This window comes from Actinoplanes sp. OR16, from assembly GCF_004001265.1.
In the GTDB taxonomy this organism is placed as follows: domain Bacteria; phylum Actinomycetota; class Actinomycetes; order Mycobacteriales; family Micromonosporaceae; genus Actinoplanes.
In genome coordinates this window covers 8,108,240-8,131,695 of the sequence record NZ_AP019371.1, presented here as the reverse complement: position 1 = coordinate 8,131,695, position 23,456 = coordinate 8,108,240, and the positions used below count along the sequence as shown (strand labels likewise).

The 23,456-nt window shown below is 69.0% G+C and carries 26 protein-coding genes and 1 riboswitch; of the genes, 16 read left to right on the top strand and 10 right to left on the bottom strand.

Features of this window, described 5'->3' with window-relative positions:
* Positions 1-30: 30 nt before the first annotated feature.
* Both cydB and EP757_RS37465 read right to left on the bottom strand, forming a co-directional pair.
* Complete coding sequence (cydB, locus tag EP757_RS37470; protein WP_127553079.1) at positions 31-1,011, bottom strand: cytochrome d ubiquinol oxidase subunit II; 981 nt, start codon at positions 1,009-1,011, stop codon at positions 31-33.
* Positions 1,012-1,020: 9 nt separating this feature from the next.
* Positions 1,021-2,427, bottom strand: coding sequence for a cytochrome ubiquinol oxidase subunit I (locus tag EP757_RS37465; protein WP_127553078.1), 1,407 nt, complete (start codon positions 2,425-2,427; stop codon positions 1,021-1,023).
* Between the two features lie 73 nt (positions 2,428-2,500).
* Here EP757_RS37465 and EP757_RS37460 point away from each other — a divergent pair, with 73 nt between their 5' ends.
* The 7 genes from EP757_RS37460 (at position 2,501) to EP757_RS37430 (ending at position 8,750) form a co-directional block, all read left to right on the top strand.
* Positions 2,501-2,848: a BlaI/MecI/CopY family transcriptional regulator gene (locus EP757_RS37460; RefSeq protein ID WP_127553077.1), complete on the top strand. Its 348-nt coding sequence runs from the start codon at positions 2,501-2,503 to the stop codon at positions 2,846-2,848.
* Positions 2,845-3,735, top strand: a complete 891-nt coding sequence (locus EP757_RS37455; RefSeq protein WP_127553076.1) for a M56 family metallopeptidase — start codon at positions 2,845-2,847, stop codon at positions 3,733-3,735. The genes EP757_RS37460 and EP757_RS37455 overlap by 4 nt, the downstream gene beginning before the upstream one ends.
* A 124-nt stretch (positions 3,736-3,859) precedes the next feature.
* Positions 3,860-3,997: riboswitch (cyclic di-AMP (ydaO/yuaA leader) on the top strand.
* A 32-nt stretch (positions 3,998-4,029) separates the two neighbouring features.
* Positions 4,030-4,986 (top strand): C40 family peptidase, encoded by a 957-nt coding sequence (locus tag EP757_RS37450; RefSeq protein WP_232050210.1) that lies wholly within the window; start codon positions 4,030-4,032, stop codon positions 4,984-4,986.
* A 139-nt stretch (positions 4,987-5,125) separates the two neighbouring features.
* Positions 5,126-6,586: an AAA family ATPase gene (locus EP757_RS37445; RefSeq protein ID WP_127553075.1), complete on the top strand. Its 1,461-nt coding sequence runs from the start codon at positions 5,126-5,128 to the stop codon at positions 6,584-6,586.
* Positions 6,583-7,644, top strand: coding sequence for a tetratricopeptide repeat protein (locus EP757_RS37440; protein WP_127553074.1), 1,062 nt, complete (start codon positions 6,583-6,585; stop codon positions 7,642-7,644). The genes EP757_RS37445 and EP757_RS37440 overlap by 4 nt, the downstream gene beginning before the upstream one ends.
* 109 nt (positions 7,645-7,753) lie before the next feature.
* Positions 7,754-8,548, top strand: a complete 795-nt coding sequence (locus EP757_RS37435) for a phosphatase PAP2 family protein (RefSeq protein ID WP_127553073.1) — start codon at positions 7,754-7,756, stop codon at positions 8,546-8,548.
* The gene (locus tag EP757_RS37430) at positions 8,541-8,750 is read left to right on the top strand and encodes a DUF4287 domain-containing protein (protein WP_127553072.1); all 210 of its coding nucleotides are present in this window, start codon (positions 8,541-8,543) and stop codon (positions 8,748-8,750) included. Before EP757_RS37435 ends, EP757_RS37430 begins: the two co-directional genes overlap by 8 nt.
* A 69-nt stretch (positions 8,751-8,819) precedes the next feature.
* Here EP757_RS37430 and EP757_RS37425 read toward each other — a convergent pair whose 3' ends face one another.
* Positions 8,820-9,971 (bottom strand): sigma-E factor regulatory protein RseB domain-containing protein, encoded by a 1,152-nt coding sequence (locus tag EP757_RS37425; protein ID WP_127553071.1) that lies wholly within the window; start codon positions 9,969-9,971, stop codon positions 8,820-8,822.
* Positions 9,972-10,110: 139 nt separating this feature from the next.
* Between EP757_RS37425 and EP757_RS37420 the strand changes: the two genes are divergently transcribed.
* Genes EP757_RS37420 through EP757_RS37405 form a run of 4 tightly spaced genes read left to right on the top strand, consistent with a single transcriptional unit; the run spans position 10,111 to position 13,919 of the window.
* Entirely contained in the window at positions 10,111-11,064 is a 954-nt protein-coding gene (locus tag EP757_RS37420; protein ID WP_127553070.1) for an intradiol ring-cleavage dioxygenase, read from the top strand.
* 58 nt (positions 11,065-11,122) lie between these two features.
* Positions 11,123-11,806 carry a response regulator transcription factor gene (locus EP757_RS37415; protein ID WP_127553069.1) on the top strand — a complete coding sequence of 228 codons (684 nt, stop codon included), beginning with the start codon at positions 11,123-11,125 and terminating at the stop codon, positions 11,804-11,806.
* Entirely contained in the window at positions 11,790-13,154 is a 1,365-nt protein-coding gene (locus EP757_RS37410; RefSeq protein WP_127553068.1) for a cell wall metabolism sensor histidine kinase WalK, read from the top strand. The genes EP757_RS37415 and EP757_RS37410 overlap by 17 nt, the downstream gene beginning before the upstream one ends.
* A 39-nt stretch (positions 13,155-13,193) precedes the next feature.
* Positions 13,194-13,919 (top strand): Pr6Pr family membrane protein, encoded by a 726-nt coding sequence (locus tag EP757_RS37405; RefSeq protein WP_127553067.1) that lies wholly within the window; start codon positions 13,194-13,196, stop codon positions 13,917-13,919.
* Between the two features lie 183 nt (positions 13,920-14,102).
* Here EP757_RS37405 and EP757_RS37400 read toward each other — a convergent pair whose 3' ends face one another.
* Positions 14,103-15,005, bottom strand: coding sequence for a LysR family transcriptional regulator (locus EP757_RS37400; RefSeq protein ID WP_127553066.1), 903 nt, complete (start codon positions 15,003-15,005; stop codon positions 14,103-14,105).
* Between the two features lie 76 nt (positions 15,006-15,081).
* Between EP757_RS37400 and EP757_RS37395 the strand changes: the two genes are divergently transcribed.
* Positions 15,082-15,954, top strand: coding sequence for an oxidoreductase (locus EP757_RS37395; protein WP_232050209.1), 873 nt, complete (start codon positions 15,082-15,084; stop codon positions 15,952-15,954).
* Positions 15,955-16,590: 636 nt separating this feature from the next.
* Here EP757_RS37395 and EP757_RS37385 read toward each other — a convergent pair.
* Positions 16,591-16,932: a hypothetical protein gene (locus EP757_RS37385; protein ID WP_127553065.1), complete on the bottom strand. Its 342-nt coding sequence runs from the start codon at positions 16,930-16,932 to the stop codon at positions 16,591-16,593.
* A 450-nt stretch (positions 16,933-17,382) separates the two neighbouring features.
* On the opposite strand from EP757_RS37385, the gene EP757_RS37380 reads away from it, so the two are divergent.
* The 4 genes from EP757_RS37380 (at position 17,383) to EP757_RS37365 (ending at position 19,230) form a co-directional block, all read left to right on the top strand.
* The gene (locus tag EP757_RS37380; RefSeq protein WP_197725471.1) at positions 17,383-17,604 is read left to right on the top strand and encodes a hypothetical protein; all 222 of its coding nucleotides are present in this window, start codon (positions 17,383-17,385) and stop codon (positions 17,602-17,604) included.
* A gap of 218 nt (positions 17,605-17,822) precedes the next feature.
* Positions 17,823-18,233 (top strand): VOC family protein, encoded by a 411-nt coding sequence (locus tag EP757_RS37375; RefSeq protein WP_127553064.1) that lies wholly within the window; start codon positions 17,823-17,825, stop codon positions 18,231-18,233.
* Between the two features lie 314 nt (positions 18,234-18,547).
* A complete protein-coding gene (locus EP757_RS37370) occupies positions 18,548-18,838 on the top strand; it encodes a hypothetical protein (protein WP_127553063.1) in 291 nt (96 codons plus the stop codon).
* Positions 18,839-19,020: 182 nt separating this feature from the next.
* The gene (locus EP757_RS37365; protein ID WP_127553062.1) at positions 19,021-19,230 is read left to right on the top strand and encodes a hypothetical protein; all 210 of its coding nucleotides are present in this window, start codon (positions 19,021-19,023) and stop codon (positions 19,228-19,230) included.
* A 48-nt stretch (positions 19,231-19,278) separates the two neighbouring features.
* On the opposite strand, the gene EP757_RS37360 is transcribed toward EP757_RS37365, so the two are convergent.
* The 5 genes from EP757_RS37360 to EP757_RS37340 form a co-directional block, all read right to left on the bottom strand.
* A complete protein-coding gene (locus EP757_RS37360; protein ID WP_232050208.1) occupies positions 19,279-19,536 on the bottom strand; it encodes a S1 RNA-binding domain-containing protein in 258 nt (85 codons plus the stop codon).
* Positions 19,484-19,717 carry a S1 RNA-binding domain-containing protein gene (locus EP757_RS44925; protein ID WP_370457881.1) on the bottom strand — a complete coding sequence of 78 codons (234 nt, stop codon included), beginning with the start codon at positions 19,715-19,717 and terminating at the stop codon, positions 19,484-19,486. The genes EP757_RS37360 and EP757_RS44925 overlap by 53 nt, the downstream gene beginning before the upstream one ends.
* Before the next feature lie 183 nt (positions 19,718-19,900).
* Positions 19,901-21,256 (bottom strand): PHB depolymerase family esterase, encoded by a 1,356-nt coding sequence (locus tag EP757_RS37350; RefSeq protein ID WP_127553061.1) that lies wholly within the window; start codon positions 21,254-21,256, stop codon positions 19,901-19,903.
* A 177-nt stretch (positions 21,257-21,433) separates the two neighbouring features.
* Entirely contained in the window at positions 21,434-23,239 is a 1,806-nt protein-coding gene (locus tag EP757_RS37345; protein ID WP_127553060.1) for a RiPP maturation radical SAM C-methyltransferase, read from the bottom strand.
* A 9-nt stretch (positions 23,240-23,248) separates the two neighbouring features.
* Positions 23,249-23,452 carry a hypothetical protein gene (locus EP757_RS37340; protein ID WP_127553059.1) on the bottom strand — a complete coding sequence of 68 codons (204 nt, stop codon included), beginning with the start codon at positions 23,450-23,452 and terminating at the stop codon, positions 23,249-23,251.
* Positions 23,453-23,456: the final 4 nt, after the last annotated feature.

The following is a 23,456-nucleotide window of genomic DNA, read 5'->3' as shown; positions in this document are numbered from 1 at the left end:
CGGGGGAGGTCTTCTCCAGGACCGGGGCGGTCACGACGCGACCCGTTCGCTGGCCACCCGGCGGCGGAAGACCCAATAGGACCAGATCTGGTACGCGAGCACGCCCGGCAGCACGATCACTCCCGCGATGGTGATCAGCTTGAGTGCCTCCGGACCCGCGGCGGCACCGGTACGGGTCAGCGACCAGGCGTCGGACAGGGTGCTGCGCAGCACCACGTCGCCGTGGACCAGGAAGACCGCGACGACCGCTGCCGCCACGCCGAGCGCCACCGCCACGAACGATGCCGCCTCCCGGGCGCGCCGGGCCAGCACGCCGGCCCCGAAACTCAGGACGGCCGCGAGCAGGGCGAGGCGGGAGCCCGTACCGATGCCGATGATCAGAAGGGCGACCGCCCCGCCCAGGCCGGCGTGCCGCGCGAGATCGCGTGCCCTGCGGCGCACCGGGCCGGTCGTGCGCAGGGAGAGGAAGGTGGCGCCCAGCAGGACGGCGGCGAGGAGGGCGCCGAGCGCGCCGAGGCCGGCCGCGGGAGTGAACAGTGGATCGAGGCTGCGGGAGAGGCCGGTTCCGGTGACCTCGCCGTCCGCGCCCAGGGCGAGGCCGTGGACGAAGATGCCGAGGACGGCGCCCCAGAGCAGCACGATGCCGGTCGACGAGAGGGAGAGCAGCAGGTCGGCGCGGCGTCGCCAGGAGGCGCCGGAGTGTTTGCCGCGGAATTCCAGCGCGACCCCGCGGATCGCCAGGAGCAGCAGGATCAGCACCATCGGCAGGTAGAGCGCGGAGAGCAGGGCGGCATACCAGTCGGGGAAGGCGGCGAAGGTGACGCCGATGGCAGCGACGAGCCAGACCTCATTGCCATCCCAGAACGGGCCCACGGTACGGATGACCGCACCGCGTTCATGCTCGTCCTTGCCGATCAGGGGCGTCAGCATGCCGACGCCGAAGTCGAAGCCCTCGAGGACGAAGTAGAGCACCCAGGCGAGGACGAGGACCGAGAACCAGAAGGTGATCATGTGATGCTCCTAGTAGGCCGGAACCGTCTCGGCTGATGGCTTTTCCGTGATGTCGGGTTCGAGCGGCTTGAGGGACAGGTGCCTGATCAACCGCCACCACACCACCGCCAGCACGCCGTAGACGAGGGTGAACCCGGCCAGCGAGGCGATCACCTCCGCGCTGGTCAGCCCGGGCGAGATGCCGTCCGCGACCTTGGAGATGCCGAAGGCCAGCCAGGGCTGCCGCGCCGTCTCGGTGAAGACCCAGCCGAACGTGTTGGCGGCCGCCGGCAGCAGGGGAGCGATCCAGATGAAGCGCCGGAACAGCGCGGGCGTGCCCCGGCCGGGCTGCAGGAGCCGGGGGAGGAGACGGACCCGGAAGGCGTACGACGACCAGAGGTGGAACGCCGCGACCGCCATGGCGAGGATGCCGGCGCCCATCATCAGGCGGAACGTCCAGAACGCCACCGGGATCATCGGGACGTAGCTGCCGGGGCCGTACTGCGCCACGTACGCGGCCTGGAGGTCGTCGATGCCCTGCACGGTGCCGTTGAACGACCCGGTGCCGAGGAAGGACAGCAGCTTCGGCACCTCGATGCTGAAGAACGGCCGGTCGTGGCCGAGTTCCCCGATCGCGAGGATCGAGAAGGGCGCGCCGGTGGTCGTCTCGTAGAGGGCTTCGGCGGCGGCCATCTTCATCGGCTGCACGGCCGTCATGACCTTGCCGAGGTGGTCGCCGCTGATCACCGTCCCCAGTCCGCCGACGAGCATCGTCCAGGCGCCCACGCGGGACAGGGTGAGGAAGGCGGGGTTCGCCGTGAACCGCCACACGCCGATCGCCAGGAGCAGGCCGCCGCCGGCCATCGCCGCGCCCGCCATGGTGTGCGGGAAGGCGGCCAGGACGACCTCGTTGGTCAGCAGTTCGGTGAAGCTGGTGAGGTGCGCGCGGCCGGTCTCGGGGTCGAGGGCGTACGCCACCGGGTTCTGCATGAACGAGTTGGCCGCCAGGATGATGTACGCCGACAGCAGTGTCCCGACCGCGACGATCACGATGGTGGCCGCGTGCACCCTGCGCGGCAGCCGGTCCCAGCCGAAGTACCAGAGGGCGAGGAACGTCGCCTCCAGGAAGAACGCGAGCATCCCCTCGATCGCCAGGGTGGGACCGAAGACGTCCCCGTAGAACCGGGCGAACGCGCTCCAGCCGAGCCCGAACTGGAACTCCTGGACGAGCCCGGTGACGACGCCGACCGCGAAGGTGGCGATCAGCAGCTTGCCGACGAACTTCGTGAGGTGGAGGTATTTCTCCTTGTCCGTCCGCATCCACGCGAGCTGCAGTCCGGCCGCCGTCGCCGCCAGGCAGATCGACAACGGGACGAACAGATAGTGGTAGATCGTCACGACCGCGAACTGGAGCCGGGTCAGGTCGAGCACGTCCATCTCAAACCCCCTACGACGCTTCGTAGTAGATACTACGACGTGTAGTACGACGCCGTGCAGTAGGATGGGACACATGGCGATGGGGGACCTCGAGCGCGACGTGATGGCGAAACTGTGGGACGCCGCCGAGCCGCTCACCGTCCGCCAGGTTCACGAGCTGCTCAGCCACGACCGCGACCTGGCGTACACGACGGTCATGACCGTCCTCGACCGCCTCGCGAAGAAGAAGCTGGTCACCCAGCAGAAGGCGGACCGCGCCTACCGGTACGCGCCGGCGCAGACCCGCGAGGAGATGACCGCGGGCGTGATGCTTGACGCGCTCAGCGCCACCCCCGACCGGGACGCGGCACTGGCCTATTTCATGGGACAGCTGCCTCCCGAAGCACTCCAGGCGGCGCTCGAAGCAGCCCGCAAACGGTGACCGCCCTCCTGCTGGGCGCCCTCGGGCTGACACTGTCGCTGATCGCGCCCGGCATCCTGGCGAAGGCGAAGTGGCCGGACCGCGCGCCGGTCGCCGCCGTCGTGCTCTGGCAGGCCCTCACCCTGACCGCGGTGCTCTGCGCCCTCGGCGTGGTCCTGGCCGCCCCCGAGGAACTGACCCGCGCGGCCGGTAGCCGGCACCCGGAGACGGTGGCCGCGCTGATCTTCTCGCTGGCGGTGGCGGCCACCATCGTGATCCGGCTGCTGATCTCCCTGGCCAAGGTGACGTCCCGGGCGAGGGCCCGCCGCGACCGGCACCGGATGCTCGTCGACCTGCTGGACCGGGTCGAACGCCGCGACGAGATCCCCGGTGGCGAGGTGCGAGTCCTCGACGGGGCGCTGCCGATGGCGTACTGCGTGCCCGGCCGGGATCCGCGGGTGGTGCTCAGCGACGCCGTACTGAAAGTGCTCGACCGTGATCAGGTCGACGCCGTCCTCGATCATGAGCGCGCTCATCTGCGGCACCGGCACGAGCTGGTGATGGAGTCGTTCACCGCCTTCTACCAGGCCGTCCCGGGACCGCTGCGGAGCCGGGCGCCCCTGGACGCCGTACATCTGCTCCTGGAGATGGTGGCCGACGACGCCGCCAGGCGCCGCACCGGGCCCGAGCCCCTGCGGGCCGCGCTGGAACGTCTCGCGGACGCCATGCCGCTGGCCGAGGAGGCGACCGGGGAGACCCGGCGGCGGCGCCTGGCGCGTCTGGATCTGCCGGACAGCACGCCCTTCGCGGTGGCCGCCGGCATCGTCGCCCTGGGGTTGCTGGTGCTACCGACAGTGATCTTGGTTGTGCCGTGGCTCGCTCGCGCACTGCACGCCTGGCCATTTTAATGACTGTGCGTATTCGAAATGGTGCGCACGGTTTCGCCACGCGGGCGACCTTTCATTTACCGAACTGAGGCCGGTACGGTGGTGCCCGGTCCGGCAGCCCCCCAATCGACCACCCGGCCGAACTGCCGAGCCACCGCCTAATCACCGAAAGGTGAGCCGGGGACCCAGGTAGTCCCGGGGTGAAGCCGCTCCCCCCGAGCGGCCGGGCAGCTTCCCGCCCGAACCCGTCAGCTAACCCGGTCGGCGGCGAGTGGGAAGAAAGGACAACGCACCGAGGTGAAACGGAAAGGCGTCTTGCGCGGTCTGATCTGCGTGATGGCCGCGGCCGGAATCATTCTCACCGGTCCCGCCGTTGCCCACGCCGAGCCCACGCCGGCGAGCGTCGAGAAGAAGATCGACGAGCAGTGGAACAAGCTCGAGCCAGTCATCGAGGAGTACAACTCGGTGCACTCCAAGCTGAAGAAGCTGCGCAAGCAGCAGAAATCGCTGGAGAAGACGCTCACGCCGCTGCAGTTGCAGGTGGACGTCGCGATGACGCAGGTCCGCGGCCTGGCCGTCGACGCGTACATGCAGGGCGCGCCGAACGCGTTCAACGCGATGCTGATGAGCGGTTCCCCGACCGGCCTGACCGAGAAGCTCTCGCTGCTCGACCAGCTGGCGCAGAACCAGACGGCGTCGATCGAGAGCGTGGCCAAGCTCCGCGACAAGTACGCCGCTGACAAGGCACAGGTGGACCAGCTCGAGACCGAGATCGCGGCCCGGGACAAGGATCTGGCCTCGAAGAAGAAGTCGATCGAGAAAGAGATCGACAAGCTTCAGAAGGCCCGGATCGAGGCCTACGGCACGGCGGACGTCGACGACGGCCCGCTGCGCACCGGCCCCTGCCCGGTCACGTACACCAACGACAAGGGCGGTCGCGCGGCTCAGAAAGCGTGCGATCTGATCGGCAAGCCCTACGTCTTCGGCTCGAACGGCCCGAACAGTTACGACTGCTCGGGTCTGACGCAGAAGGCATGGGCGTCGGTCGGTGTCTCCCTCGAGCACTACACCAAGGATCAGTACGGTTCGACGAAGTCGGTGAGCCGGGACGAGTTGAAGCCGGGTGACCTCGTCTTCTACTACTCCGACGTGCACCATGTCGCCATCTACATCGGTGGCGGAATGGTGGTGCACGCGCCGCACACGGGCGACCACGTGCGGATGGCGACGATCGACCGCGGCCCGATCGCGGGATATCGCCGACCGGGTTAGGCAATTCCCGGAAAGGCCGCTTCCGCTTTTGCGGGGCGGCCTTTCTGCTTTTCTCATCGCCTACCCTCCGTGACGGTCCTCACAGGGGCGCTGCCGTCCCGCGTCGTCGTGTCGCCCGGCAGGGGCATAATCGCGTGTCATGAGCGACGCCTTGATCGACAGCCTCACCGCCGCGGTGGAGGCCCGCCCCGACGACCTCCCGCTGCGCCTGCACCTGGCCGAGCTCCTGGTCGCCGCGGGCCGCACCGCCGAGGCGATCGCCCATGCCGCCCAGGTCCTCGCCCGCGAGCCCGCCAACCCGGTCGCCCAGCACCTGATGTCCCGAGCCCTCGGCTCGTCCTCAGCCACGCCCGGCTCCGCGCCCCCGCCTCACGCGGCCGGCCCCACCTCTCCTGCCTCTCCCGCAGCGCCAGTTCCTCCGGGCGCGCCTGCTTCTTCGGCTGCGCCCGCCGCCCCTGCTTCTCCCGTTTCTCCTGGTGCGCCCGCCTCTCCCGGTGCGCCAGTTTCTCCCGCTGCGCCAGTTTCTCCCGGGGCGCCAGTTTCTCCCGCTGCGCCAGTTTCTCCCGGTGCCGAGGCTGCCTCTCCCGGAGCCTCTCACTCGCCGGACAAATCCGAAAAATCCGGCATCGACTGGGCGGCCATGGAGCAGCAGTTCGGCGACGTCGTCCCGCCCCGCTTCACCGCCGACGGCGAGCCCGACCCCGCCCGCAGGCACCAGGACCGCGTCTTCGACGTCGAGCGCTCCACGATCACCCTCGCCGACGTCGGCGGCATGGCCGACGTGAAGAAGCGCCTCGAAGTCTCGTTCCTCGGCCCGCTGCGCAACCCCAAGCTGCGCTCCCTGTTCGGCAAGAGCCTCCGTGGCGGCCTGCTGCTCTACGGCCCGCCCGGCTGTGGCAAGACGTTCCTGGCCCGCGCGGTGGCGGGGGAGATGGGCGCCGCCTTCATCTCGCTGAGCATCACCGACGTGCTGAACATGTGGGTCGGCAGCTCGGAACGCAACCTGCACGACCTGTTCGAGTCGGCTCGCGGCCACGCGCCGTGCGTGCTGTTCCTCGACGAGATCGACGCGCTGGGCCACAAGCGGAGCCAGTTGCAGTCGTCGATGCGTACCGTCGTGAACCAGCTTCTCACCGAACTGGACGGCGTCGAGGGCGGCAACGACGGCGTCTTCGTGCTGGCCGCCACGAACGCCCCGTGGGACGTCGACTCCGCGCTCCGGCGTCCGGGCCGGCTGGACCGTACCGTGCTGGTGCTGCCGCCGGACCGCCCCGCCCGTGCGGCCATCCTGGAGTTCCACCTGCGTGACCGCCCGGTGGCCGGGATCGACCTGGATGCCGTCGCCGCGGCGACCGAGCATTATTCGGGCGCCGACCTGGCGCACCTCTGCGAGACCGCCGCGGAGTTCGCGATGCGCGACTCGATCGCGTCCGGCGAGATCCGCATGATCAGCCAGGCGGACATGCTGGCCGCGGCCCGCGAGGTGCGGCCGTCCACCGATGCCTGGTTCGGCACGGCCCGCAACGTGGCGATGTTCGCGAACGAGAGCGGCGAGTACGACGACCTGGCCGCCTACCTCAAGAAGCGCAAGGTTCGGTGACGCCGCCCGCGCATCGGGCCCGTGCGCTGGCCGGAGTAGGCCGCCTGGCCGACGCGGAGAAGGAGATCCGAATCGGTCTGATCCAGTCGCCGGCCGATCCGGAGCTGCTGACTCTGCTGGCCGGGTTGCTGCGCCTGCAGGGTCGCCGGGAGGATGCGCTGGAGGCGGCGTCGGCTGCGGTGGCGGCGGCCCCGTATCTGTCGGGGACTCATATCGAACGCGCTGAGTGCCTGATGGTCGATCCGCATCCGGGCGAGGGTCCTCGCGGGGCGCGAGCGCGCCGAGAGTGGGACGGCGGGCGTACCGAGGAGGCTCTTGAAGAGGCCGAGGAATCGGTACGTCTCGATCCTGCGCATCCGCCGGCCTATCGTGTCCTCGCTCGCGCGCTGGCGTTGCGCAAGGACTTCGGCACGGCCCGTGAGGCGGCGCGGCGAGCACTCGACCTCGACCCTCATTCAGTGCCTGACCTGCTGACACTCGGCGAAATCGAGCGCTACGCCGGCAATCGCAAGGCTGCTCGCGAAGCCGTGGGCGCCGCCCTCGCGGAAGATCCCGGCAACCCGGACGGCCGCTGGTTGATCGCGCTGCTCGACGCCGAGCGCCTCCGCGTCCGTTCCTCCCTGCGCGGTCTGCGTGATCTTGCCGCCGATCATCCGGCGAAGCTCAACAGCGCCGCCCTGGCCTGGCCGGTCCGCGGCCTGCTGGGCGGTCTGCGCCGCGGGCTGAGTGCCGGCGTGCCGCTGGTCGCCGTCCTGGCCGGTGCGGCGCGGCTCTGGCCGTCGTGGGAGATCGCCGCCCGCGCGGCCGCCGCCACCGTCGCTCTCGTGATGATTGGTTTCGGTCTTCGCGTCCTCATCCCGGCAGGCCTGATCCCGTGGCGCTGCCTCACCCTGCTGCCGGCGCGCGTGCGCCGGGCGGTGCGCGCCGGGTGGGTCGCGGCGGTCGCGACGGTCGCCCTCCTCGCGTGGTACGGCGTGACCGCCCACGGGGCGCCCCTCACCTGCGCTTTCGGCACCCTGGCGGTCGTGATCGGGGCGGGTCGCGCGGAATCCGGGTAACGGGAATGTTACCGATGCGCGTTACATCACTAAAGCCCGGTTAAATCTTGCGTGTTGTGCAACTTCGCCGGATGCTTCATCCCTGCGTTGATCGACGGGGGAGTGGGCTATGACGGTTGCTGAGCGATCCCCCGAAGTGGCCAGGCCGGGCCTGCTCTCGGCACTGCGCGAGCTGGCGCTGGTGGCGGCCCTGTTCATGGTCTACAAGGTGGGCCGGCTGGCCGCGGACGGTCACGTCGACGAGGCCTTCCGCAACGCCCGCACGGTCTGGGACGTGGAACGCTGGCTGCGCCTGCCCAGCGAGGTGAGCGTCCAGCACGCGCTGCTCGACTGGCGGGCGCTGATCGAGGTGGCGAACACCTATTACGCGTACGTCCACTTCCCGGCGACCGCGGCCTGCCTGATCTGGCTCTACCTCTACCGCCCGGCCCACTACCGCTGGACCCGCAACGTCCTGACGCTGCTGACCGGCACCGCCCTGCTGGTGCACTTCGTGATCCCGCTGGCACCGCCGCGGATGCTCACCGGCACCGGCATGCTCGACCTGGGCCACGTCTACGGCCCGGCCGTCTACGGCGACCCGCAGACCGACCACCTCTCCAACCAGTACGCGGCGATGCCCTCCCTGCACTTCGGCTGGGCCCTGGTCGTGGCGGTGGCCCTGATGACGGCGATCGGCGGCCGTCACCGTGCCCTGTGGCTGCTGCACCCGGCGATCACCCTGCTGGTGATCGTGGCGACCGGAAACCACTACTGGCTGGACGCCATGGCGGCGGCCCTGCTGACAGCGGGCGCGTACCGGTTGCTGCGCGCCCACCGCCCCGCCGACCCCGAGCCGGCGCCGATTCCCCGCCAGCGCACCGATGAGTTTCCGTGCCGGCGCCGGTCTGCCGTGCATGACTGAACCTGTGAAGGGCCCCGCCAGCTACTTCCCCTCGATCGAGAAGAAGTACGGCAAGCCGATCGCGCACTGGAAGGATCTCATCCGCACGTCGCCGCTGACCCGGCACGGCGAACTGGTGACCTTCCTGAAGACCGAGCACGGCCTGGGCCACGGCCACGCCAACGCCCTGGTGGCACACACCCTGGCCGAGCCGAAGAGCTGACACACCCCACCGAGGAGAACGGGCCCTGCCATGGCGGCAGAGCCCGTTCATGCGAAGGTCATGCGAAGGTCATGCGACCGCGTAGAGCGCCTCCGGCGTGACCGCGCCCGCGAAGACCCGGCCGTCATCGGTGATCAGGGCGGTGAAGAGGGAGCCGCTGAGCAGGCGGCCGCTACCCCAGGAGCCGCTGACCGGCTCCAGCGTGCCGAGCAGGCCCTCGACCATCTGGCCGGCGTCGGCGTTGCCCGCCGACTCCTTCTTCGCTTCCGTGGTGATCTCGTCGAGCGAGGCCGGGAGCTTGCCGGTGACGATCGTGGTCCAGCCCTCGCCGATCACCTTGACGCCCTCGGCGTCGGCGAGCTCGGGTGCCTTGGCCTCGGCCTCGGCTTCCTTCGCGTGCTGCTCGATCTTGTCGGCCGACGGCGTGACCTGCTCGATGTCGGCGCCGGGCGGCGGGTTGAAGGTGAACTGCTGAGCGTCCGGAACGGTGAAGCTGACCTGCTCGAAGGCCACCCGGACGGCCGGCTTCGTGGCGTTCTTCGCGTAGACGTCGACCCGCAGCGGGATGTGCTCCGCCGCGTCGATCGCCAGCCGGACCTGGCCGACCAGCGAGTTCGTGTCCTTCGGGCTGAGCACCAGCTCGTAGGCGTCGCGCCCGGCCACCTCGGCCGCGCCGGTCGTGGTGACCTTGGTGCTGCCGTCGATCGCTGCGAGTGCGGCGTCGGCGGCCTCCTGCGGCGTGGACGGGACGCTGCTCGGCAGTGCCTGCTTCTGGGCGTCCGTCACGTCCTTCGGCAGCGTCACGTGCGTGCCGGTGTTGTCGCTGCTCTTCCAGATCCACACGTCGTTCGCGTTGTGGATCACGTCGGTCTGGCCGTCGGTGCCGAGCAGGGCGAACCGCTGCTTGTCCTCACCGGCGTACCACACCCGGGCCGTGTTGCTGCCGGACACCAGGCTGGTGAGACCGCCGCCCTCGATGTTCTTCAGCAGCCCGGCGACGCCGGGGAGCCCGAGGTCGGTGCTCTGCACGACGGTGCCGGAGAAACCCTCCGGATCGGCGCCCTGGAGATCCACCAGCAACTGTGCGGCGGAGCGCTCCGGCAGCGCCGGGTCGGCGCTCGCGACGATTGTCCCGGCCGCCGCGCCGCCCCCGATGACCGCCACCGCGGCGGCCGACGGAACGAGCCAGCGCAACGCCGGCCTTGACCTGAACACGGACACGATGTCCACCTCCCCTTCTCTGCACACCATGCTGCTCCGCGAGCCCTGTGACGAGGCTGAGAAAGCCCCGTAAGGGACGCCCCCTGCTGGTCGGTCAGTTAGCTTGAAAGCCGCTTATATAAGGACAAAAGGAGAGCTAATGGCCATGTACGAAGGGCGTCCCCTGCCGCGGCCCGAGGAGGAACTGGTCGACCAGGGCCTCGGCTTCGACCTCGGGACGATGGCACGGCGGCGGCAGGTCCTCCGGGCGTTCGGCCTGGGTGCGGTGGCCCTCGGACTGGGGGCGTGCGGCGACGGCGACGGCGACGGCGACGGCGACGGCGACGATTCTCCGGCGGTGACCACCTCGGAATCCAACACCGTCGGCGAGATCCCGGACGAGACGGCCGGGCCGTACCCGGGCGACGGCTCGAACGGGCCCAACGTGCTGACCGAGAGCGGCGTGGTGCGCAGCGACATCCGGTCCAGCTTCGGCGACTCCACCACCACGGCGGAGGGGGTGCCGATGACGCTCACCCTGGACATCAAGGATCTGGCGAACAGCGGCGCGGCCTTCGCGAACGTGGCGGTCTACGTCTGGCACTGCAACCGGGCCGGCGAGTACTCCCTCTACTCCGAGGGGATCACGAACGAGAACTACCTGCGGGGCGTGCAGATCGCCGACAGCGCCGGGCGGGTGACGTTCACCAGCATCTTCCCGGCCTGCTACTCCGGCCGGTGGCCGCACATCCACTTCGAGATCTACCCGAGCCAGGCGGACATCACCGACGCGGCGAACGCGATCGCCACCTCGCAGGTCGCGATGCCGCAGGCGGCCTGCGAGACGGTCTACGCGACCAGCGGGTACGAGGACTCGGTCACCAACCTCGCGCAGGTCTCGCTGGACAGCGACAACGTGTTCGGCGAGGACTCCGGCGCCGGCCAGCTCGCCACCGTCAGCGGGGATGTGACGGCGGGGTTCGCCGTGTCGCTGGTGGTCGGCGTGGACACGACGACGACGCCCACCGGCGGGCAGTTGAGCGGGGACGGGGCGCCGAGTGGCGCGCCGATGGGTTCCGGCGGTCCGGGAGGGCCGCCGCCGTCCGGGCCGTGACTGTGATTCCGCTGAGAGGCGCTCACGTCTTCCCGCGGCGGCGTGCCAAGGTGTGAGGGTGCGGTTGCTGGTGGTGGAGGACGAAGCCCGGCTCGCTGCCGCTCTGCGGCGGGGCCTGCAGGCCGAGGGGTTCGCGGTCGACGTGGCGAACGACGGGCAGGACGGCCTCGAGATGGCCCGCCACGGCGGGTACGACGCGATGATCTTGGATGTGATGCTGCCGCGCCTGTCCGGTTACCGGGTGGTGCGGCAGCTGCGCGAGGAGCGGCATTGGCTTCCGGTGCTGATGCTCTCCGCGAAGGACGGCGAATACGACCAGGCCGATGGACTGGATTGCGGCGCTGACGACTATCTGACCAAGCCTTTCTCGTACGTCGTGCTGCTCGCCCGTCTCCGGGCTCTGCTCCGTCGTGGGGCACAGGCCCGTCCGGTCAACCTGACCTTCGGTGACGTCGAACTGGACCCCGCCGAGCGCCGCGTCCTGGTCGCCGGCGAGGAGGTGACGCTCACGGCACGCGAGTTCGCCCTGCTGGAGTACCTGATGCGGCGGCCCGGCCAGGTCGTCTCCAAGACCGAGCTGCTCGACCACGTCTGGGACGCCTCGATGGAGACCGCGCCGAACGCCGTCGAGGTGTACGCCGGCTACCTGCGCCGCAAGATCGGGCGGGAGCGGCTGGAGACGGTCCGCGGCGCCGGTTATCGCCTAGCTGTCGCTGTCGGTTCCGATGCCCCGGCCGACTGAGCTCAGCCTCCGGGCACGACTGCTCCTCGTCTCCGTCGCCGGCCTGGCGCTCGGGCTGATCGCCGGTGGTGTGCTGCTGGTCGCGGCACTCGGCTTCGCCCAGAACCGGGCCGTGCAGACCGAGACGCTGGAGACCGCGCGGGGCGTGAAGCGCCTGGTGGACCAGGGCTCGCTGACCAATCCGATCCCGGTGACGCCGGGCGTTCAGGTCCAGGTCATCGACGATGAAGGCCGGGTGCGGGCGGTGTCCGCCACGGCTGACCGCCTCGTACCGATCCTCTATCCCGATGAGATCCGGGACCTGCCGGACGGCGACGGGATGAAGATCCAGGGCAACCGCATCGGGTACGACGGAGAAGCCCGTGTGGTGAAGCTGAGCGCCGGGCCCCCGACCGACCCGCTGATCGTGCTGGTCGCGCGCTCCACCGACGAGCTGCGGCAGAGTGTCCACCTGCTGCGGATCACCCTGCTCGTGCTCTTCCCGCTGCTCGTGGCGCTGCTCGCGGCCGGCGTGTGGCGGGCCCTCGGCGCGGCCCTGCGCCCGGTCGACGCGCTGCGCGCCGGCGCCGAGGAGATCACCGGTGGCTCCCGGGCCGGCCGGCTGCCGGTGCCGGACTCGAAGGACGAGGTGCATCGCCTCGCCGTCACACTCAACGACATGCTGCACCGCCTCGACGCCGGCCGGGCCCGGCAGCGGGCGTTCGTCGCCGACGCCGCGCACGAGCTGCGCAGCCCGCTCACGAACATGCGCACCGAACTCGAAGTGGCGCAGCACCTGCCGGACGACACCGACTGGCCGGCACTCACCGAGGATCTGCTCGCCGACGTGCAACGCCTCTCCCGTCTCGTCGACGACCTGCTGCTGCTGGCCCGTTCCGACGAGGGTGTGCGAGCGACCGGTCGCGGCACCGAGGTCCTGGATCTCGGAGAGCTCGTCGCCCAGACCGCGGAACGCTATCCGGACGTCGAAGTGGTCGAGCCGGGCGGGCCGCTGCCGCTGACCGGGGAGCCGGACGCCTTGGCCAGGGTGGTGGCGAATCTGCTCGACAACGCCGTACGCCATCGCTCCTCGAAGGTCTTGATCTCGACTGCCCGGTCCGGCGGCGAACTGCTGCTGGTGGTGACCGACGACGGGCCCGGCATCCCGGCAGCCGACCGGGACCGGGTGTTCCAGCGCTTCACCCGGCTCGACGACGGACGCGCCCGCGACGCCGGCGGCTCCGGTCTCGGCCTGGCGATCGTCCGCGAGCTGGTGCGCCGGCACGGGGGGACGGTGACCCTCGGCGATGCCGGCCCCGGCCTCGAAGTGACCATCCGGCTGCCCGCGTCCTCACCCCCTCCGGGTTAGGCTGCCGTCCGGGTTGAGATCGAGTTCTCGGGGAGTGGCGTGAAGTCTCGGATATGGCACGGCACCCTGGCCGGCGTCGTCCTCGTCTCGCTGATCATCCAGCTGACGCTGACCGCCACCGACACCGCACCCCACGCCGGTCCGCAGATCGCCGAACCTGCCGTCACCCGGTTCGTCAGGCTGTTCAGCTACTTCACGATCCAGAGCAATCTGCTGCTGCTCGCCGCCGTCACCGGCCTGGCCCTGAACCCGCGCCGCGACGGCCGGCTGTGGCGGGTGATCCGCTTGGACGCGCTGCTCGGCATCGTCATCACCGGCATCGTCTACGCCACCATCCTGGCCGGCCAGGTCGAACTGCACGGCGCGGCGTGGCTGTCCAACTTCGGCTTCCACTACTTCGCCCCCTGGGCCGCCCTGCTCGGCTGGCTGATCTTCGGCCCGCGCCCGCGCATCGACGGCCGCACCCTGGCCTGGGCGGCGGTCTGGCCCGCCCTGTGGATCGGCTACACGCTGGCGCACGGCGCGGCCACCGACTGGTACCCGTACCCGTTCTCCGACGTCTCTCTCAACGGCTATCCGGCGGTGCTGCTGAACCTCGGCGCGGTCGTGCTGCTGGCGGCGTTGATCGCCGCCGTGTTGCGCTTGCTCGACACCCGCCTGCCGTTCGGTTCACCGGTTGTGCCGGAGGCTGACGTTCTCGAGGTGCCGCATCCGCGTGCCGGCGCGGAGACGGTCGTGGAACGGGGGAGTGGAGCGGGCAGCTGATCCGACCCGGTGGTCCTCCGCGCTGTAGTTCTAGGGTGGCAGCGGGTCGTCTGCGGTAGCCCCGGAGACAGGACGACGAGGATGGCTGCACCCCTTCGCGTGGCCCGTGGCCTGTTGCACTGGCCTCAACGCGGACGCACTCCTTTAGCCGATGAGCGGACGTTGAGATAGCAGCTCAAATGCTCAGCCCTCGGATGTGAGGTCGGTGGTTCCGGTCAAGGTAGCGGTGACGTCGAGGAGGTTCCGTAGTGCCGGTCCTTCGCGGGCGGGCATCCATGCAATGACAGTCTCGGCGTGGTCGTCGGCCAGCGGAACGAATACGACCCCGGTGCGTCGGATGCTGCGGGCTGAACGGGCGAGGCGGGTCACTCCGACGCCTGCGGCGACGAGGCCGAGCAGATTTGGCACGCCAGCGGAGCGTTGGACCACCCGGGGGGTGAATCCGGCGCCGGTGAAGTCCTGGTCATACTTGGCGTGCCAAGGCGGCCACGACTCTCGTGGGGTGAGTACCCAGTTTTCGGCGGCGAGGTCGGACAGGTGCAGTACGTCACGGGTGGCAAGTGGGTGCCCGGCGGGTAGCACCGCGCAGACCGGTTCGACAGCCAGTACTCGGGTCGCTAGGTCGGCAACCAGGGGCGGACGGGTGAACGCGGCGTCGAAACGCCCGCTGCGTATGCCGGCGACGAGTTCATCGATCGGCACGTTGTAGGTCGCCAGTTCGAGGTCGGGCACGCGCTCACGCATGGCTCGCACGACCGGCGGCAGCATGTAGTTGGCAGTCGAGGTAAGAAATGCCAGGTTGAGGCGGCCGATCTCACCCCGGTCAGCGCGTTGCACCACGCCGACGGCGGTGTCGAAGCGGGCGAGGACGGCGCGCGCTTCGGGCAGGAACACCTTTCCGGCGCCGGTCAGCCGGGTGCCGCGGGTGTCGCGGTCGAACAGGCGCACACCGAGGCCTCGCTCGAGGGCTCGGATCTGCTGCGACAGCGATTGTTGAGCCAGGTTCAGGTGTTGCGCGGCGCGGCTGAAGTTGAGGTGCTCGGCCACGGCGACAAAGTATCGCAGCTGCCGCAACTCGATGGTCACAGGCTGAGACTGTAACCGCTGAAGGAAGGCTGTGTTGGCGGCGTATCAGGACAGTTGGGCAAGGTAGTGCCGAGACATGGACGACGCATATATAGGAGCGATGACGGTGGGGATGATGGAGACAGGCCGGGTGTGGCTGATCACCGGTGCCTCGGCCGGCTTCGGCCGAGAGTTGGTGTTGGCGGCCCTCGCGGCTGGCGACCGTGTGATGGCCACCGCGCGCCAACCGCAGCAGCTGGACCATTTCATCGCCGTCGGAGGAAGTCGAGTGCGGACGGCGCCGCTGGATGTCACCGACGATGCGCAGGTAAGTGCCGCGGTCGAGCGGACGATCGCCGAGTTCGGCCGGATCGACGTGCTGGTGAACAACGCAGGCCATGGCAGCGTCGGCGCCGTCGAGGAGCTCGATCTTGCTGATCTACGAGCCTTGATGGATGTGATGTTCTTCGGTGCTGTCGCGGTGACCAAAGCCGTCCTGCCGCACCTACGCGCCCAGCGCAGCGGAGCGATCATCCAGCTCAGCTCGATGGGCGGGCAGTTGAGCATGCCGGGGTTCGGGGCGTACTGCTCGGCGAAGTTCGCGCTTGAAGGACTGTCCGAGGCACTGGCAGCGGAGGTTGCACCGTTCGGGATCCGCGTATTGATCGTGGAGCCAGGAGCGTTTCGAACCGAATTCGGCGGCCACCGGATGCACCGGTCGCGAATCATTGAGGAATACGCCGTGTCAACGGGGTCCACCCGTGCCGCGGTCGACGCCATGGACGGCACCCAGCCCGGCGACCCGGCCAAGGCGGCCCTGGCCATTTTGGAGGTTCTCGACAGCGCTGAGCCGCCACTGCGGCTGGCACTCGGCAACGACGCAGTCGATCACATCGCCGCCCACCACGAACTACTGCGCACTGACTTGGCAAGCTGGGAAAAGCTCAGCCGCTCGACAGATCTGGGCTGAAGGCGTCGACCCCTCGCACCTCGCCGTTCGATACACGCTCATGCCGCCGATAGCGCGCTTTGGGGTGCCTCAGACTGGCCGGTCGGCGAGTGTGATCATGTGTGGCGACCCGGGTCGGTCGGGCCGCCAGCCATTCAGCACGGCATGACGAATGCTGGCTTCAACGATGGCTGGAGAGACCGATCCGCTCGGTAGTCGCATCCAGTTGTCCGGGCGGGCGAACGGCAGCGTCACCACCAGTGTTGACCCGGCAGCGTCAGCAAGGCCGACGGCGAAAGTCAGTGTCGACCAGCCCATTCCCTGGCAGTAGGTCGGTTTATGGCGAATCCGCCAGCGGTACGCTGCGCCATCTACAGCGATCCGACGGGAGCCCTGGGCGCCTAACGTCATCATCAACCCCCATCGCGGTGATCGTTAGAGCGGCCAAGGTCCACAGGATGCGGCAGATGTCGCGATGGCTTTCGGATCAGGTGGCCGGAGCGCACTGATCTGCCGCGAGTGGCGTACTACGCGGGTTACTGCCTGCCGGGCGAAGGCCGTGTCTGCCGGTGCCGAGACACGGATGCACGGATGCTCGACCAGGACGACGTTCGGGTGGCGCCGGAGGGTCTATGGCGACTCGACTACCTGAAGCAGTCACGCTGAGCCGCCGGCGCGCATCATCGCGATGCCGACAGTAAGGGCACTGAAGTCGTCGAGGAGCGGGCCGACGTTCGCGACCTGCTCCCATCGAATTAGCTGGTTGCTCGGACCGAGTTCGAAACAAAAGCAACGCAGGTCCTTGGTGATAAATACTCCATACTCGCTGTTATCTTCGCTTCCGATCAGCCCAGCCAGGAGGACTTCTGAGGCGCGCAGGCCGTGGGCCGCCAACAGGACACGAAGGTTCCTGAAGTCCGAGTCTTCACGCAGCAGTTCAGTGAGCTCTTGGACCTCGAGCCGCAGTTCAGAATCATCCCCGCTCCCGGTCATTCCCATGGATCGCATGATCCATCACGGAAGGGCTGTCAGCCAGCGCCCTGGGCCGGTTTGCGAACGTCGAGCCGGGGTCGGCGCGATTCACGTTCTGCGCAGACCCGATTACGAGTGAGGCCGTCCTGTCATGCCGCCGATCGCGCGTAGCCGTCAATCGACGTCGGGTTCTTTCAGCGTCTTTCCGGCATCCGGGCACTCGTCAACACCGTAGGAGACGGGTTGCCAGGCGCCGTGAATGCTCATCCTGCGCTACAGGATCAGCAGCTCGAGTGCACTGTCATGCCGCCGAGAAGTCGCCCGGCGTCCGGCGGCGGCCGGACGACTCATGATGCAGGCCACCCGGATACCGCGATGACTCGGCAACATGGGGCGTGCCAGGGGAGCGATGGCTCACTGAATCGTCGCGGCGCGGTTGAAGCTGATGGGCGCCTGGGCAGCCGTGGGTACGGTTTGATGCCTCTCGCGGACGTCTCTCTCAACGGCTATCCGGCGGTGCTGCTGAACCTCGGCGCGGTCGTGGTGCTGGCGGCGTTGATCGCCGCCGTGTTGCGCTTGCTCGACACCCGCCTGCCGTTCGGTTCACCGGTTGTGCCGGAGGCTGAGGCTCTCGAGGTGCCGCATCCGCGTGCGGGCGCGGAGACGGTCGTGGAACGGGGGAGTGGAGCGGGCAGCTGATCCGACCCGGTGGTCCTCCGCGCTGTAGTTCTAGGGTGGCAGCGGGTCGTCTGCGGTAGCCCCGGAGACATGACGACGAGGATGGCTGCACCCCTTCGCGTGGCCCGTGGCGTGTTGCGCCGGCCTGAACGCGGACGCACTGTCCCCGCACCGGCCACCTGGGACCTGGGACCTGTCTCAGAAGTTCGGTCCATTCGATCCTGTGGCAAGATCGGCGGGTGCTGCGACTCACGGATTTCATCATCGACTGTCCGGACACGATGAAGCTGGCAGGCTTTTACTCCGAGGTGACGGGCCGCCCGGTCAAGGCGGGCAGCCACGAGGAATGGGCCGGTATCCAGTTCGGTGAGATCGAGATGGCCTTCATCCGCGTGGAGGACTACCGCGCCCCGCAGTGGCCCGACAGTGAGCACCCCAAGCAGTTCCACCTCGACTTCGAAGTCGACGATATCGAGGCGGAACAGAGCCGGATCCTAGCCCTCGGTGCGACCCTGAAGCGGGACTCCGTCGGCCCCGACGGCTACGGCTTCCGCGTCTACACCGACCCCATCGGCCACCCCTTCTGCCTCTGCCGCAACAAGGGTGTCATCTGGACCGACCAGGGCCTTATCTGGCCCGTACGCGACTGATTGCACGACTTGCCTCGTCTTCGATGGCACAAGCGATGCCGGCACCTTCGCCCGCGAAGCAACGGACATTCGGGCCACCTCTAGCGGCGGGCGCCGGCCCGTCCGAGGGGCGACGCCTTCTGCGCGCGAGACATCACCGGCGGGCCTGGCTGGCTGATCGACATGCTCGCGCTCACCCGTCAACGCCTGCGCAGTGGGCCCGAAAGTCACGAACATTGATCATGCCGAAGTGCGCCGCGAGGGTCCCAAAGAGCCGCCCATTCGGGCCCGGCTTTCACGACCGAAGTCAGAAGGGCTCGACGATACTGATCGGCATGACGCGAATGGAGCACGCCGACGCCGTTTCCGCAGCCGGACGTCAGCGATTCGTGGACGGCTCGGATGTCGATGATGTACTCGATCTGTTCGCGGTCAACGGGTTGTGCATCATCGCAGCGGTTCGGGCTGCCAGGCTTGTTTTCGGCCTCAGTCTGAAAGACGCGCGCGATCTTGTAGAGACCTCCCAGGCGTACCACAGTGATGACCCGGTGGTGGTGGACGTCCACAGGACAGTGCTGCAACGTCTGAAGCCTGCCCTCGAATGCGCGAAGGCGGTAAAGCGGTGAGAACGGAATGATCCGCGTACTCTCCTGCCGCCGAGAAGTAACCGCCGGCCGACTCATGTTGCAGGCCACCCGGATACCGCGATGACTCGGCAACATGGGGCGCGCCAGGTAGCGATGGCTCACTGAATCGTCGCGGCGCGGTTGAAGCTGATGGGCGCCTGGGCAGCCGTGGGTACGGTTTGTTGCCCCTCGCGGACGTCGTTGATCTGGGCTGTCCGACCGTCCTGATCACCCTCGGCGCAGCGGTGGTGATCGCCGCGGCGCTGCGACGGCTCGACGACCGCCTGCCGTTCGGCTCGCCGGCACCGTCGGGGGTGGAGGCTCCCGAGGCTCCGCGTCCCCGTGCTGGTGGAGAGGCTGTCGCGAAACGGGAGGGTGGCGCGGGCCGGTAGGCCCGAGCCCAGGTTCCGCGCTGTAGTTCCATGGTGTGGGCCGGCGGGTCAGCGTCCGAGGGCGGGTTTGAGCCGCACTCGCCGTTGAGGCCGGTCCACCTCGACGATCGTGACGGGAACCGTCTCTCCCCATGCCGGCTCCCGGGTCAGGTCCGACTGGTGAAGGAGCCCCGCGATACCGGGCGCGACGCGGACGAATACACCGAAGGGCACTACCTTGATGACTGAACCGGAAAGCTGATCACCTACTCGATCAGCGAACTGCACGAGTGGATCTTCCTGCAAGGCTTTCAGTGAAAGCTGCACCTGCCCACGGGTGAACGTCAGCCGGGTCGTCGAAGTACTCCCAGCTCAGCTCCGGAATCCGCATGAATCCGGAACCAGGCAGGTCGGCCGGTTCCCCTTCGAGGCGTACGAAGACGCCGAAGTTGTGGATCTCTGAGACGGTTCCGCGCACAACGGTGCCGCGCTTCGGCGAGCCCGGCAGCCGGTGTGCGCACGTGGCGTCGCCCGTGCGGTCGATGTGACCGATCGCCCGCGAGCGTGATGGGCGTACCAGAAGCGAACACGGCCATGGCGGGGGAGAGCCGCGCGAAGCCGCTCGGTGGCAGAACGATCAAGATCTGCAGGAGTCGGGGGCCGGCTCCATGGGTGGAGCCGGCCCCTGGTGTCAGCGGGCGGTGCAGGTGGCGGTGGACGGGCCGGTTCCGGTGCCCTGGAAGCCGAACTGGGTGGTGGCGCCGGGTGCGACAGTGCCGTTGTAGCTCACGTTCGTGAAGGTCGGCGCGCCGGTCGTACCACTCGCTGTTGCGCTCCATGTGTTGGTGACGGCGGAGCCCGAGGGCAGGGTGGTGCCGACGGTCCAGCCGTTGAGCGGTGTGGTGCCGGCGGTGACCGTGACGGTGGCGACGTAGCCGCCGGTCCAGGAGTTCAGTGAGATCGCGGCGGTGCAGCCGCCCGGGACCGGCGGCGGTGACGACGAGGGCGGGGTCGAGGGGGAGGGAGAGGTCGAGGGAGAGGTCGAGGGGGAGGGTGACGGTGAGGACGGTGACGGGGACGGCGAGACGACGGTGCCGTCCAGGCCGAAGAAGCTGATCGCCATCTTGGCCTGACCTGCCAGCGGGAGCGAGTGGCCGACGCCCGCGATGCTGATGGCCTGGACGGGCGGCTGTGCCGAGGCGTTGCCGTACCAGGTGCGGGTCCAGCCGGACTGCGGCGTGTCGGTCTTGACCGGTGTCTGGCTGACGCCGAGCACGTTGGTCCACTGCTTGATCTCTTCGCCGAAGTTGTTGTAGTGCAGCGTCGTGTCCGTGACGCCGTGCCACAGCTGCATGCGCGGGCGGGGGCCGGAATAGCCGGGGTACGAGTTGCGTACCGCGTCACCCCACTGGGCAGCGGTCTTGATGACCTGGCCGTTAGCGCACGCGCTGTTCCATCCGGCCTGCTGACCGGGGTCGGCGGGGTTGCCCGCGGTCGCCTGGAAGCAGGTGTCCGGCACGCCCATGAACGCGGCGCCGGCGGCGAACACGTCCGGGTAGTCGGCGAGCAACACGTTGGTCATCATCGCGCCGGACGAGGCGCCGGTGACATAGGTCCGTGCCGTGTCGGTGGCGTACCTCTGCTGCACGTACCGCACCATCGAGGTGATGCCGACCGGGTCGCTGTTGCCGTTGTGGGTGAGCGCGCCCGCCGAGGAGACATCCCAGCAGTTCCCGGTACGCACCGTCGACGGGTAGATGACGATGAAGCCGTACTGGTCGGCCAGCGATTTGAACTCGGTGCCGGAGTAGAACGCCGGGCCGGAGCCGGTGCAGTAGTGCACGGCCACCAGCACCGCCGGCTTGGCGGGCAGCCGATCGGGGACGTAGAGGTGCATCCGGATGCCGGTGGGGTTCGTGCCGAAACCGGTGACCTCGGTCAGCGTGGCCGCGGCGGCGGGGGACGCCGGGAGGAGCGTGGTGGTGGCCACCAGGCCGGCGAGGACCGCGGCCAGCGAGGCCAGCAGCGTACGCCAGTGTCTTGTCATGGTCGGTCCTTTCGCCGGATGCAGCGCCTGGGGATGGGGATGTGGTCGCTGTCAGAGCCGGATCGACCGAAACATATCAAGCCGTTACCGATAATTACAACGGTGAATATTTGCTGTTCATGACGGCTCGGGAGTGAGCTGTGGGCCGATTGGTCTCCGAAAGTTCCGGAAACTCGATCAGCGGCCGGGAGTGGCGGGAAGCGCCAGCGCCACCACGAACCGGTCGTCGCGGAACACGAGGCCGCGCCGGTGGAACTCGTCGAGCACCTCCGCCACGTAGCCGATCGGCCGGGCCGGCTCCAGCCGTTCCCGGACGGCGGCAGCCGTGATCGGGCGGTCGGTGCAGGCGAGGTAGATGTCGGCGAGGACACCCTCGAAGGTGTACGTTCCGTCGTACCCCGCATGCCTGGTGTCGTTGATCTGCAGTACGCCCGGCGCTGACCGATAGGTGAGGGAGGGCTGCGGCCCGGAGCGCCAGGAAGCGGCCCAGTCGGCGAGGGCCCGGCGCAGCGGTTCGTAGGCGCTGTCCGGCAGGGCGCCGTCGATCTCGTGGTCGAAGAAGTACGCGACCCGGTCGAGGTCGATCCCCTTCGGATAGATGTAGCGGTAACCGATCTCGGGCACGCAGCGGCCCGGCTGCCGGGCGAAGAGAGGGCTGAAGCGTTCGAGCCAGATCCGTCCGGAACCCTCCGGTGGCTGCAGATGCCTCAGGTGAGGTACGGCGGCTGCCTGGTCGGCGTAGTCCTCCGCGGACTCGCCGGGAAATCCCCACAGGATGCTCCACGCCACGTCGATGCCGTAGTACCGCGCCCAGCGCAGGAGGTTGACGTTCTGCGCGGCCCGCACACCCTTGTCCATCAGACGCAGCACCGTGGAGCTCAACGATTCGAGACCGGGCTGCAGGCGGCTCACCCCGCCGCGGGCGAGGACCCGGAGCTGCGCGCGGGTGAGGTTGGCCTTCGCCTCGTAGAAGAATTCGTAGTCGGCGCCGGTGTCGGCGATCGCCGGGAACAGTTCCCGCAGATAGCGCGGGTCGAGGATGTTGTCCACCGCCTCGAAGCGGAAGGTCCCGTACCGGTGAGCGAGGCCGGCCAGCTCGTCCAGGACCCGGGCCGGCGACTTGGAACGGAACGGCATGGTCGTGCCGTTGAGCCCGCAGAACGTGCAGTGGTGCCGTTCGCCCCACCAGCATCCGCGGGCGCTCTCGAACGGCAGCCACACCTGACGGCGCGCGGCGCGGGGCACGACGCCCAGCAGTTCCGCGCGCTCGAAGTATTCGCCGTAGTCCGGCGGCGGCAGGTCGTCGAGCTCGTCGTACGGCGGCTCGGGCGGCGTCGCGACGCACGTGTCACCGGCACGGCGGCAGACGCCCGGCACCGCCGCCGGGTCCGTTCCGGCGGCCAGCGCCGCCAGCAGGCGCGGGAACGCGGTGTCCGCCTCACCGCTGACCGCCAGGTCGATGCAGTCGACGGTGCGGACCAGCTCCGGGCCCATCTCGCCGTCGAAGTTGGCCCCGCCGAAGACCGTGACGAGGTGCGGGAACCGTCTCTTCAGCCGGCGTGCCAGCGCGAACGAGGCGGTGTTCTGCTGGAAGGTGCAGCTGAAGCCGACGACCCGCACCTCGGTCCAGGCGACGGCGTCCATGAGGGAGTCGAGGAACGCGGGCACGTCATGGTCACGGAGGTGCCGCAGCCGCTCACCGTACGCCGGGTCCGCGCCCAGCTCGTCCGGCAGCCGGCCGGCCGGATCGGGGGCCTGCTCGCCGAACGCCTCGACGGAGAAGAGCCAGTCACCGACCAGCGACCCCCGCGTCTCGGCGAGCTCGCGGTACTGGTCCACCCCGATCCGCGCCGCGAAGTCGAGGTTGGCGTGCAGGGTCCGCACGGCGAAGCCGTTCCGCTCACCGATCGCCTTGAGCAGGCCCAGCTGGATGGACGGCCGGTCGATGTCCATGAAGGGCATCGAGACCAGGACGGTGCGCATCCCCGGCGATCAACGACCGATCTTGAATCGTACGTCGATGTGCCTGGTGTGCGGCGCTTCAGCCATGAACGCCTTGTCGACGGCCTGGCTCGGCGACTCGTCCTCCAGCGCCGTCAGCAGGTGCCGCAGCATCCCCTCGGGAGGCACGTCGCCGTCGTTGACCGCCTCTACCAGCGCGTCGAACTCCTCCGGGGTAACCGATATCTCGTGCACTGTG

What these genes read in the sequence shown, in the direction of transcription:
- cydB (WP_127553079.1), bottom strand. Translation starts at nt 1,011, where the DNA reads ATGATCACCTTCTGGTTCTCGGTCCTCGTCCTCGCCTGGGTGCTCTAC.
- EP757_RS37465 (WP_127553078.1), bottom strand. Translation starts at nt 2,427, where the DNA reads ATGGACGTGCTCGACCTGACCCGGCTCCAGTTCGCGGTCGTGACGATC.
- EP757_RS37460 (WP_127553077.1), top strand. Translation starts at nt 2,501, where the DNA reads ATGGCGATGGGGGACCTCGAGCGCGACGTGATGGCGAAACTGTGGGAC.
- EP757_RS37445 (WP_127553075.1), top strand. Translation starts at nt 5,126, where the DNA reads ATGAGCGACGCCTTGATCGACAGCCTCACCGCCGCGGTGGAGGCCCGC.
- EP757_RS37435 (WP_127553073.1), top strand. Translation starts at nt 7,754, where the DNA reads ATGACGGTTGCTGAGCGATCCCCCGAAGTGGCCAGGCCGGGCCTGCTC.
- EP757_RS37430 (WP_127553072.1), top strand. Translation starts at nt 8,541, where the DNA reads ATGACTGAACCTGTGAAGGGCCCCGCCAGCTACTTCCCCTCGATCGAG.
- EP757_RS37420 (WP_127553070.1), top strand. Translation starts at nt 10,111, where the DNA reads ATGGCCATGTACGAAGGGCGTCCCCTGCCGCGGCCCGAGGAGGAACTG.
- EP757_RS37410 (WP_127553068.1), top strand. Translation starts at nt 11,790, where the DNA reads ATGCCCCGGCCGACTGAGCTCAGCCTCCGGGCACGACTGCTCCTCGTC.
- EP757_RS37395 (WP_232050209.1), top strand. Translation starts at nt 15,082, where the DNA reads ATGGACGACGCATATATAGGAGCGATGACGGTGGGGATGATGGAGACA.
- EP757_RS37385 (WP_127553065.1), bottom strand. Translation starts at nt 16,932, where the DNA reads ATGGGAATGACCGGGAGCGGGGATGATTCTGAACTGCGGCTCGAGGTC.
- EP757_RS37380 (WP_197725471.1), top strand. Translation starts at nt 17,383, where the DNA reads ATGCCTCTCGCGGACGTCTCTCTCAACGGCTATCCGGCGGTGCTGCTG.
- EP757_RS37370 (WP_127553063.1), top strand. Translation starts at nt 18,548, where the DNA reads ATGACGCGAATGGAGCACGCCGACGCCGTTTCCGCAGCCGGACGTCAG.
- EP757_RS37350 (WP_127553061.1), bottom strand. Translation starts at nt 21,256, where the DNA reads ATGACAAGACACTGGCGTACGCTGCTGGCCTCGCTGGCCGCGGTCCTC.
- EP757_RS37345 (WP_127553060.1), bottom strand. Translation starts at nt 23,239, where the DNA reads ATGCGCACCGTCCTGGTCTCGATGCCCTTCATGGACATCGACCGGCCG.